We start from the raw sequence: 9994 nt of genomic DNA, 5'->3' as shown, positions 1-9994 counted from the left end.
ATAACGCCCGTATTCAATAAGTAATTTTTTCATTATGGGTTCAAGTGTCCAACAATCAGGACATAGTGGGTCAATAAACATATAAATTTCAATCGGTTTTCGATCATTGCCGTGGCAAGACGCTTTAGATTCTTTTGACCAATAATTATTCACAATCGTCACCAAAATTCACTTCATCATCAGGTGTATTAATCATATGCTGAGCTGTTAAATAAAGTCGGGAATAAAACTCGTCCCTTATTTGTCCCTTAAGACCAACTGTATCCATTGCCTGAGTCATGCAAGAGAGCCATGCCTTTGCCCGAGTAGGAGTTACCGGAAAAGGTAAATGGCGAGCCCTCATCATAGGATGGCCATGCTCTTCTGTATACAATGGCGGTCCACCTAAATATTGAGTAAGGAATTGCTTTTGTTTACGAGCAATTTCTGAGAAATCGTTAGGAAAAATAGGTGCCAGGTCAGGATGTTGTTCAACTAGACCATAGAAAGTGTCTACAAGACGATGGAGTGTTTGTTCCCCAATAACCTCAAAGGGTGTACGTTTGTTACCAATCATGTTGACAACTCCTCAAAAATTCTTTAAATCATGTATACAACTCAAATAAATGACATATTGAGTTTTCTTTATTTTATCAATGCCCTAGCGATATCTCAAATGAATTGCTTTGAAAACCATTTAAACACCGTTGATATAGTATTTATTTTTCTTGTGCTTTTTGATCATAAAAACGTTGGATTTTATTTTTCGTTTTGCGATTTGGAATTTGATATTGTTCGAGCAAAAGTAAAAAATTCTCTTTTCCTGCTTCATAGTTTTGGACTTCATACTCCAACTCAAAGTCCTCCGTATTTAAATAGACGCTATGATCGAAAACAAGTAAACCGTTCTTATATTCAATTTGGGCCCTATAGGTTGATAGCGAACCAAAGTACTCTATTCTTTCCAAAGGTATTTTAATGCTTTCCAGGATCCTTTTAATTTCGCCAGATGGAAGAATTCCATCGTTAAGAGCCAGGGTAACTTCTGATTCACTCAACTCTTGATTGGTTTCAAGCAGCCCCTTTTCAACAGGCTGTTTTAACGTTAATTCATAATGAGCTTGTTTTTTTCTGATCCTTAACGCTGAATTTTGTTCTTTAAGACCAAATTCTGGAGTATCAAAATAATGATTTTCTTGAAGAAATATTTGCGAATCGGGGATTTGAAACGCTTTTTTTAATGTTCCATATTCTGATTCAGAAAGTATATTTTTAAATTCAATTTCTACGTTTTGCGACATTTTTATCCTTCCCTCCGATACCATGACTTTATTATCTCATTTTTATCCCCAATACTTCAAACTTTGAGAGAAATGGCTGAATTATGCTAAAATAAGTAAGTGAATATTGGAGGTAAAAAAAAGTGAAAAAACGAATGGAAGTTTTAAAAGCAAATCTTACTGATATTAAACTGTTATTGCAGGCAAACGGGTCACTGGAGGGGTTAGTTCCGGCCGGTCAAATTCTGGTGGATTCCGATCATATTAGTTTTATCTACTTAATGGAAACACATGAAGAATATACATATATCAGTCTTAATGAACAAATATGGCCAGATTTAAAAATAGCTTATGAAGAGAAATTGCCTATTTGGATTGAATGGAATAATCAACAAATAGAACTAGTTCATTTTCATGATGAATTTGAGTTTATCATTAACAATATAAAGGGAAATCACAATTATGGAGATGAAATGGTTACTAAGGTGGAGAGAATTTTTTGGACATAAAGAGGTGTAATCATGAAGCAATGGGACCAATTTTTAGCCCCTTATAAACAGGCGATTGATGAATTAAAGATAAAATTAAAAGGTATGCGGGGGCAGTTTGAACTTAATGCATCCCATTCTCCAATTGAATTTGTAACTGGAAGGGTTAAACCTATTGCCAGTATCTTGGATAAGTCGAACCAAAAAGGTATTCCCCTTGACAGGTTAGAAGAAATGCAGGATATCGCCGGATTACGTATCATGTGCCAATTTGTCGAAGATATCCATCGGGTTGTGGAATTATTACGAATTCGAAATGATTTTGAAATTGTGGAGGAACGAGATTATATTTCTCATGAAAAAACAAGCGGATACAGATCCTATCACGTTGTTATTCAATATCCAGTACAAACGATTCAAGGTGAAAAAAAAATCTTAGCAGAAATACAAATTAGAACATTAGCCATGAATTTTTGGGCTACAATTGAGCATTCATTAAATTATAAATATAAAGGTGCTTTCCCAGCAGATATTAAATTGCGGCTTCAACATGCCGCTGAAGCAGCTTTCCGTCTTGATAAAGAAATGTCATTAATCCGTGGGGAAATCCAAGATGCTCAAGCATTTTTTACACGAAAAAAGGAATCCGCCAAAGAAGACTAAGACTAAACCTGTCCCTGCATGTCAAGTATTTTAATACAAGGAGTAAATCAAAATGAAATTTGCGATCACTTCAAAAGGAGATCAAAACTCAAATATTTTAATGCATAAAATGCGCACCTATTTACTTGATTTTGATCTAAAATATGACGAAGACCAGCCTGATATTGTGATATCGATTGGCGGAGATGGAACATTATTATATGCCTTTCACCGCTATAGCAGCCGTTTAAATAAAACTGCTTTTGTAGGGATTCATACAGGGCATTTGGGCTTCTATGCGGATTGGACGCCTGATGAAATTGAAAAGCTGGTTATTGCCATTGCCAAAACTCCATATCAGGTTGTTGAATATCCGCTTCTTGAAGTGATTATTCGATATTCCCATGCCGGTAAGGAATCAAGATATTTGGCATTGAACGAATCTACAGTTAAAAGTGTGGAAGGTACTCTTGTCATGGATGTGGAAATTCGTGGACAGCATTTTGAACGTTTTCGTGGTGACGGACTTTGTGTTTCCACTCCTTCAGGTAGTACTGCTTATAACAAAGCACTGGGAGGAGCCATCATCCATCCATCGATTTCAGCATTGCAAGTGGCTGAGATGGCATCCATAAACAATCGGGTGTTTAGAACAGTGGGATCGCCGCTGATCTTGCCAGCACATCATACCTGTATGTTAAAGCCGGTAAACCGAACTGATTTTCAGGTAACAGTTGATCACCTTACTCTGTTACATAAAGATGTAAAGTCGATCCAATTTAGGGTGCCGGAAGAAAAAATCCGTTTTGCCCGTTTTAGGCCATTTCCATTTTGGAAAAGGGTTCATGACTCATTTATTTCTGATTAGTGTTAAGGAGAACAGATGACAGAAAGTTTTCAAATGCAGTGGATGATTGATCAATTTAGTGTAGGAAAATTGATTCGAGATTTTTTACAGGAAAAGGAAATTTCCAGAGCTGCTTTAACCGATATAAAGTTTAAAGGCGGAAGCATTCTTGTAAACGGAGAGCACGTTAATGTTCGATATAAGCTTGAGGTTGATGATGTTTTATTGGTAAGGTTCCCACCTGAAAATCCAAGTGAAGGAGTAAAAGGGGAAAGCCTTCCACTAAAGATATTGTATGAAGATGAGTATTTAATGGTGGTAAACAAACCTCCTTATATGAATACCATACCTTCACGAGAACATCCTACCGGTAGTCTGGCAAATGCATTAGTAGGTTACTATGAAAAACAAAGTATACAAGCAACCGCCCATATTGTAACCCGGCTTGACAGGGATACATCTGGAATTGTGTTAATTGCCAAACACCGCCACGTGCATCATTTACTTAGTAAGATGCAAAAGGATGGAGTCGTGAGGCGGACCTATGAAGCCTTTTCTGAAGGGGTTATTTCTGTTGATCAAGGTACAGTAACGGCACCGATTGGCCGTAAGGTTACTAGTATTATTGAAAGAGAAGTTCGAGAAGATGGTCAATATGCCTGTACGCATTATAGGGTAGTCAGGCATTATCCTGGATTTACTCATCTTGAGCTTGAACTTGAAACAGGCCGGACTCATCAAATCAGAGTTCATATGTCCTACTTAGGACATCCGCTTTTGGGTGACGAATTATATGGTGGAAATCATGAATTGATTTCGAGGCAGGCACTTCATTGTAAAAAAATCAAATTTATACACCCTTTTACAAAGGAGGAAATGATGTTTACAGCATCTCTTCCTAAGGATATGCAAGAAGTTATCAAGGCTGACAATCGCTGATTGTCAGCCTTTCATTTCATCTTAATCAAATTGTTTAAACTTTTCTTCAATATATGGCATAGTAGAAGGAACAGAAACCAATTCCATTTCGGGGTATCTCAAGGCAGTAAGTTTACCGCCGAATACCGCACCAGTATCGATATTATAAGTATTATGAATGATTCTTGGTTCTTTTACAGGAGTATGTCCGTAAACGATGCAGGTCATGCCACGATAATTCTTTGCCCAATCCCTCCTGACGGGTGTTCCATCTGGGTGTTTTTCACCTGTAATATCTCCATACAGTACAAAATCTTTCACTCTCTTATTGTCTTTACCAATCAGTTCTTCTTTAATGCCGGCATGGGCGATTATCAACTGGTTTTGGTCAAGCGATAAATACAGTGGAGCAGTTTCATAAAGGTTCATAAACTTTTGTCGAATGGAATGCCTGTCGGATTTATTTAATGCCTCGTATTCCGCGACGGTCGTTTCTAGTCCGTGAGCAATTTGGACTTTATTCCCAAGAAAATAACGATATAATTTATTACAATGATTTCCTGGTGCGTAATAAGCTTGTTTTTTGTTTATCACCAGTTGCCAAACGACCTCAATCACTTTTAAAGAATTAGGTCCACGGTCAGTCAGATCACCGACAAATCCCAGTATCCGATTTTGGGGATGAATAGGGATATCATCTTTCCAGGAATAACCTAATTTTATTGTGAGTTCCTTAAATTCATTGAAGCATCCGTGTATATCTCCGATGATATCAATTTGCATGGAAAATATGCTCCTTTTTTAAGTGTTTTTATTAGATTAACAAATCATTATGAGCGAAACAAATGGGAGGCGATATAAATTGCAACAGCACGTATCTGTATTTTCATTACTCATTGTTGTTACAGTGGCATTTCTGACCCCAATCATTCTGCATCGTTTTAAGCTGAATTTTATTCCAGTTGTCGTTGCAGAGATTATTGTAGGCTTAATCATTGGAAAAAGTGGGTTAAATGTTGTCCATGAAGATATGTGGCTTTCCACTCTGTCTACATTAGGATTTATTTTTTTGATGTTTTTAAGCGGACTTGAAATTGACTTTACTGCTTTTACAGGAAGCAATAAACGTGGGAAACTTCCCAATGGAAAAAGGGAGCCTAATTCTTTCACTGCAGCTTCATTGATCTTTATTGGAGTTTTTATTTTTTCACTGGGATTATCCTACTTATTTGTACTAGTAGGATTTATTGATAATGCCTTCTTAATGACCTTGATCATATCAACTATTTCTTTAGGTGTTGTCGTGCCAACCCTGAAGGAAGCCCATCTGATGAAGACGGTTATTGGGCAAATTATCTTATTAGTCGCAGTCATTGCTGACCTGGTAACGATGATCCTTCTCGCTGTATTTGTTTCTATTTATGAACCAGGGCATAGCAGTACATGGTTGCTGTTATTTTTATTTATCGGTGGTATGATTTTGTATTTACTTGGAAAGAGATTTAAAAACCGAACTTTTATGGAATCATTGGCAACAGGGACGGTGCAAATCGGTACAAGAGCCGTCTTTACCTTGATTATCGTGTTAGTTGGGTTGTCAGAAACAGTCGGGGCAGAAAATATTCTAGGTGCATTTATGGCTGGAGTACTGGTCTCCTTACTTTCTCCGAATCAGGAATTAATTCATAAACTTGATTCCTTTGGATATGGATTCCTCATTCCCATTTTCTTTGTAATGGTGGGGGTTGAACTTGATATCTGGTCATTGTTCTCTGAGAAAAAACTATTAATGCTAATCCCTTTTTTACTGATTGGTTTATTATTATCAAAACTTGTTCCAGTTTATCTTTTAAAGCGTTGGTATGATACAAAAACTGTTCTTGCTTCTGGATTTTTACTAACCTCAACCCTATCACTGGTTATTGCTGCGGCAACAATAGGAGAACGAATTGGCGTAATCTCTGAGCAAATGAAGGGGACATTAATTTTAGTCGCTGTCATTACTTCCATTTTTACGCCAATCGTTTTTAAGAAATTATTTCCAAAAGAGATCCTTGCTGGAAAAAAGGTACGAGTTGCTTTTTTGGGAGCAAACCAAATCACTCTTCCGATTTCACGCGAGTTGAAGTCGGGACTTTATGAGCCAATTGTCTATTCTCCAAAATTGAGAGATGGAGAAAAACAAATGACCAATTCCTTATTTGAAATAGTAGAAATAAATGATTATTCAATAGAATCGATCGCGGAAACTAACATTTTTCTTTCAGAGATTGTCGTGATATCAACAGGCACTGATCAGTTAAATGCTGAGCTGGCCAGAGCTGTTAAAACGAAAGAAGTTCCTAGGGTCATAGCCCGAATAGAGATTCCTGAATTAGAAGAGAGTTTACGAGAACATGGGATTGAAGTATTTTCATCATTTATGTCGACCAAAACACTTTTGCGTGCGTTAATAGAGTCGCCGACAGTGATTAATATTCTAACGAACCAGGAAACGGGTCTATACGAAATAGTGATGAATAATGACCAATTTGACGGAGTGCCGCTTAGAAGATTTCCGTTCATGGGAGATATTATTTTTGTACGAATTTTTCGAGGCAATGATTCAATCGTCCCACATGGCGATACGGAGCTGCAGTTGAATGATCGCCTCATTGTTACGGGATCGAAGGAGTATGTGGATGATTTAATTCAGGAATTGGAGTTTTGTGAGAAGCCTGATAAAAATTATTATTGAAGCAGCTGCTCTTTTCATTTTTTTAAAAGTAGTGTAAAATTAGTACCAAGTACTAATATCAGTTGATATGTAGGGGGACTTTCGTAAATGATATCATTAGCTGGAAAAACATATGTTGTTATGGGTGTTGCCAATAAACGCAGTATAGCATGGGGGATTGCACGTTCTCTTCATAATGCCGGGGCTCGCCTTGTATTTACGTATGCAGGAGAAAGACTAGAGAAAAGTGTCCGGGAATTAGCAGAGTCTTTAGAAGCGGAAGGAACATTGGTGTTACCATGTGATGTGACAAGTGATGAAGATATCAACAAATGTTTCGCTGAAATTAAAGAGGCTGTAGGGTCCATTCATGGTGTTGCCCACTGTATTGCTTTTGCTAAGACTGAGGAATTAAAAGGCGAATACATGAATACAACTCGTGATGGCTTTTTACTGGCACAAAATATCAGTTCTTATTCATTGACCGCAGTGGCAAAAGAAGCACGTGCCTTGATGACAGAGGGTGGCAGCATTGTAACCTTAACGTACCTGGGCGGAGAAAGAGCCATTCCAAACTATAATGTTATGGGTGTTGCCAAAGCATCTCTTGAAGCTAGCGTTCGTTATTTAGCAGCTGATCTTGGAAAAGACAATATTCGAGTTAATGCTATATCTGCAGGACCGATTCGTACTTTGTCTGCAAAGGGTGTAGGTGATTTTAATTTGATTATAAAAGAAATTGAAGAAAAAGCACCTTTACGTAGACCTACAACTCCAGAAGAGGTCGGGGATACTGCAGTATTCCTGTTCAGTGACCTTTCCCGTGGTATTACCGGTGAAAATATTCATGTAGATTCAGGATTCCATATTCTTTAATCATTTGTTGTGAGAGCCCGCAATTGTTTGCGGGCTTTTTGTATGAATTTATCTATTTTATTAACACCTCTGGGCTTTTCGCATACATATAAAGTGTAGGAAACTGTAAAAGGAGGTGCTTTTCATGGCAATAAGAAAGGAACAAGGGCCGTTAATGTATATTTATCAGCCTTTTTCAAGGACACCGTCTAACTACAATATGCAAGAGGTTTTTAAGAATAAAAAGAACATGGATGATGTCCCTGAGTTTGGTCAAAAACCAAAAGTCGAGGAGAGAGTTCCCGTACAGGTCACCTCTTCAGAAGATAATACCTTGGAAACAACCACTTCTTCCAAGAAAGTCAAACCTCATTCCTCCATGAATCGAGTAAAACCTTTTAAGGAAATGAATGTTTCTGAGCAATTAGATTATTTGATTCATTATCCGAAGGTTCTGCCCATGGTCCCCTGTGTTTTTTATACAGATAAGGAAAGTTATCAGGGCTATTTAATTGGTTATGAAAATGATGAAGCTATCATCCAATTTCATAATGAAACAACCAAAATCTTATGCGTTGATGAAATAAAAAGTATCATGATGATCGGGTTAAAAAAATAAACTTTGATAAGCACAAAAAAAGGCCAGCCGACTAACCGACTGGCTAATTTATTTAATTGCAAATTCCCAAGTTTACATCTGCGATACATTGGATGGCACAGAAGCAGCTCAAGTCAACTGTTACACAATCATTGCTGGCACGAAAACTCGTTACTTGGCAGACTCTTGAAAGATTAATGCAGCATTTATCATCTCCGGATACAAGATTCACCGGTACAAAGTTTCCACCTTCTCTTTTACCAGGAACTAATACACGAAGCGTTGCACAGCAGTTGTCAAATACATCTTCAACGCGGAAATAGATAGAAACACATGCATTGAAGTCGTCGTTAAAGAACGCATGGAATGGTGATCCATCTGCTGTTTTTAATACAAAAACACGAGTATCAACGGCCTCTCTCACAGGTGATACAAGTGAACCAAGTGGTTCGTTAAAGCAGCTGGTGCACGCTTGACATTCTTCACCCGCAACGTTTTGTTGAAGATCATTAATGGCGCGAACTACTTGGCATACGCAATTGCCACTATTGAAGTCATCGTGATGATTTCTTCCACAACCCATTATTTTTCCTCCTTAATCCGTAATATATATATCTTACATTACTAACATATTTCACTTAGCCCTTATGGGTTACGGACAATTGCCTTTTTTAACAAAATTAGGCGGATATTATTTCAACTCGATAAAGAAAGGACATACGGACATGGAATTAAGCTTTTTACAATTGATTCTGCTATCGTTGGCAAGCTTTCGTCTGACAAGACTACTGGTTTATGATAAAATTACTGAATTTCTGCGAAACCCATTTTTTGATGAAATTCAGCAGGAAACTGAGAATGGAGAACTTGAAACCTATTACATCCCTAAACAAACAGGGATAAAGCGATTTTTTGGAGAGCTACTTAGCTGCTATTGGTGCACGGGCATATGGACCACTTCAGTTATCGTATTTCTCCATTATTTTTTTTCCCAAATAACTATTCCCATTATTTCAATACTAGCTATAGCTGGTTTAGCCTCAATTATTGAAACAATTGTACAATTCTTTCTTGATAAATAAGGTTTTTTGCCTTAGACAAGACTTGCACTTTTTTCATATCTTATTTATTAGCTAATCAATTGTATTAAAAGGGAGAGAGTAAGGTGAATAAGAAGAAAAGCTCGCAAGCAGCATCATCTAAGGTTTATCAGCCTTCCAAACCAATCAAAAAGGGCGGTTGCGGCTGCGGAAAGAAAACGAGTAAATAATCATTTCGAAACTGCTGATTTACAGGCAGTTTTTTTTATTTTTCCATTTAGGTCATAAATTTAGGGAATGTAGAAAAAACTATATGGCAGGATACTTCATTAAAAGGGGAAGGGACTAGATGCAAAAAACAAATCAATGGATTGCATTTGCTTTATTATTATTTCTTACTTCCTGCAGTCAAAATCAGCAGGTTAAGGATAGTCAACTGGCACTGATTAAGACCACAAACCCGAATCCGGTCATTACTGATCATGAACAAAACAAAGATAATGTGAAGGAAATAAAGGATTTGGTCAGCTCATTACCGGAATTATACGATGTTGCTGTTATAAAGGGACATAATGGTACCCTTGTTGCTTACAAGGTCAAGCATTTACAACGTTTTAAAATGAAAAAAATT

Annotated in this window: 13 protein-coding genes and 1 pseudogene; 9 read left to right on the top strand and 5 right to left on the bottom strand. The window is 37.3% G+C overall.

All coding sequences use genetic code 11. The annotated features are described in order from the left end of the window. The 3 genes from V7083_RS14730 to V7083_RS14720 form a co-directional block, all read right to left on the bottom strand. On the bottom strand, positions 1–153 hold a 153-nt coding region (locus V7083_RS14730; RefSeq protein ID WP_335479078.1), incomplete at its 3' end, for a DsbA family protein. Beyond that, positions 146–556: a globin gene (locus V7083_RS14725; protein ID WP_335479065.1), complete on the bottom strand. Its 411-nt coding sequence runs from the start codon at positions 554–556 to the stop codon at positions 146–148. The genes V7083_RS14725 and V7083_RS14730, both read right to left, overlap by 8 nt. Positions 557–698: 142 nt before the next feature. Beyond that, positions 699–1280, bottom strand: a complete 582-nt coding sequence (locus V7083_RS14720) for a CYTH domain-containing protein (protein WP_335479063.1) — start codon at positions 1278–1280, stop codon at positions 699–701. A 122-nt stretch (positions 1281–1402) separates the two neighbouring features. Here V7083_RS14720 and V7083_RS14715 point away from each other — a divergent pair, with 122 nt between their 5' ends. Genes V7083_RS14715 through V7083_RS14700 form a run of 4 tightly spaced genes read left to right on the top strand, consistent with a single transcriptional unit; the run spans position 1403 to position 4175 of the window. Beyond that, on the top strand, positions 1403–1768 hold the full coding sequence (locus V7083_RS14715; RefSeq protein WP_335479061.1) for a hypothetical protein: 366 nt from the start codon (positions 1403–1405) through the stop codon (positions 1766–1768). A 12-nt stretch (positions 1769–1780) separates the two neighbouring features. Then, positions 1781–2410 carry a GTP pyrophosphokinase gene (locus tag V7083_RS14710; RefSeq protein WP_335479059.1) on the top strand — a complete coding sequence of 210 codons (630 nt, stop codon included), beginning with the start codon at positions 1781–1783 and terminating at the stop codon, positions 2408–2410. Between the two features lie 52 nt (positions 2411–2462). Then, the gene (locus V7083_RS14705) at positions 2463–3257 is read left to right on the top strand and encodes an NAD kinase (RefSeq protein ID WP_335479057.1); all 795 of its coding nucleotides are present in this window, start codon (positions 2463–2465) and stop codon (positions 3255–3257) included. 15 nt (positions 3258–3272) lie between these two features. Beyond that, positions 3273–4175, top strand: a complete 903-nt coding sequence (locus V7083_RS14700; protein ID WP_335479055.1) for an RluA family pseudouridine synthase — start codon at positions 3273–3275, stop codon at positions 4173–4175. 21 nt (positions 4176–4196) lie between these two features. Here the strand turns inward: V7083_RS14700 and prpE are convergent, their stop codons facing one another. After that, positions 4197–4937, bottom strand: a complete 741-nt coding sequence (gene prpE, locus V7083_RS14695; protein WP_335479053.1) for a bis(5'-nucleosyl)-tetraphosphatase PrpE — start codon at positions 4935–4937, stop codon at positions 4197–4199. Positions 4938–5016: 79 nt separating this feature from the next. Between prpE and V7083_RS14690 the strand changes: the two genes are divergently transcribed. From V7083_RS14690 to V7083_RS14680, 3 genes are all read left to right on the top strand, one after another. Next, positions 5017–6891: a monovalent cation:proton antiporter family protein gene (locus tag V7083_RS14690; protein ID WP_335479051.1), complete on the top strand. Its 1875-nt coding sequence runs from the start codon at positions 5017–5019 to the stop codon at positions 6889–6891. A gap of 87 nt (positions 6892–6978) precedes the next feature. Next, entirely contained in the window at positions 6979–7746 is a 768-nt protein-coding gene (fabI, locus tag V7083_RS14685; protein WP_335479048.1) for an enoyl-ACP reductase FabI, read from the top strand. A gap of 124 nt (positions 7747–7870) precedes the next feature. Beyond that, the gene (locus V7083_RS14680; protein WP_335479045.1) at positions 7871–8344 is read left to right on the top strand and encodes a CotO family spore coat protein; all 474 of its coding nucleotides are present in this window, start codon (positions 7871–7873) and stop codon (positions 8342–8344) included. Between the two features lie 52 nt (positions 8345–8396). On the opposite strand, the gene V7083_RS14675 is transcribed toward V7083_RS14680, so the two are convergent. After that, positions 8397–8906 (bottom strand): CotY/CotZ family spore coat protein, encoded by a 510-nt coding sequence (locus V7083_RS14675; protein WP_335479042.1) that lies wholly within the window; start codon positions 8904–8906, stop codon positions 8397–8399. A 142-nt stretch (positions 8907–9048) separates the two neighbouring features. Between V7083_RS14675 and V7083_RS14670 the strand changes: the two genes are divergently transcribed. Both V7083_RS14670 and V7083_RS14665 read left to right on the top strand, forming a co-directional pair. Then, positions 9049–9405, top strand: a complete 357-nt coding sequence (locus V7083_RS14670) for a DUF1360 domain-containing protein (protein ID WP_335479039.1) — start codon at positions 9049–9051, stop codon at positions 9403–9405. A gap of 307 nt (positions 9406–9712) precedes the next feature. Beyond that, positions 9713–9994, top strand: a pseudogene (locus tag V7083_RS14665) (sporulation protein); the annotation flags it as partial.

Origin of the sequence: Bacillus sp. JJ1764 (genome assembly GCF_036962145.1) — a bacterium.
Classification (GTDB): domain Bacteria; phylum Bacillota; class Bacilli; order Bacillales; family Cytobacillaceae; genus Neobacillus.
This window is presented reverse-complemented; position numbering and strand designations above follow the sequence as displayed.

What these genes read in the sequence shown, in the direction of transcription:
- V7083_RS14675 (WP_335479042.1), bottom strand. Translation starts at nt 8,906, where the DNA reads ATGGGTTGTGGAAGAAATCATCACGATGACTTCAATAGTGGCAATTGC.
- V7083_RS14680 (WP_335479045.1), top strand. Translation starts at nt 7,871, where the DNA reads ATGGCAATAAGAAAGGAACAAGGGCCGTTAATGTATATTTATCAGCCT.
- prpE (WP_335479053.1), bottom strand. Translation starts at nt 4,937, where the DNA reads ATGCAAATTGATATCATCGGAGATATACACGGATGCTTCAATGAATTT.
- V7083_RS14725 (WP_335479065.1), bottom strand. Translation starts at nt 556, where the DNA reads ATGATTGGTAACAAACGTACACCCTTTGAGGTTATTGGGGAACAAACA.
- fabI (WP_335479048.1), top strand. Translation starts at nt 6,979, where the DNA reads ATGATATCATTAGCTGGAAAAACATATGTTGTTATGGGTGTTGCCAAT.
- V7083_RS14710 (WP_335479059.1), top strand. Translation starts at nt 1,781, where the DNA reads ATGAAGCAATGGGACCAATTTTTAGCCCCTTATAAACAGGCGATTGAT.
- V7083_RS14720 (WP_335479063.1), bottom strand. Translation starts at nt 1,280, where the DNA reads ATGTCGCAAAACGTAGAAATTGAATTTAAAAATATACTTTCTGAATCA.
- V7083_RS14700 (WP_335479055.1), top strand. Translation starts at nt 3,273, where the DNA reads ATGACAGAAAGTTTTCAAATGCAGTGGATGATTGATCAATTTAGTGTA.
- V7083_RS14670 (WP_335479039.1), top strand. Translation starts at nt 9,049, where the DNA reads ATGGAATTAAGCTTTTTACAATTGATTCTGCTATCGTTGGCAAGCTTT.
- V7083_RS14705 (WP_335479057.1), top strand. Translation starts at nt 2,463, where the DNA reads ATGAAATTTGCGATCACTTCAAAAGGAGATCAAAACTCAAATATTTTA.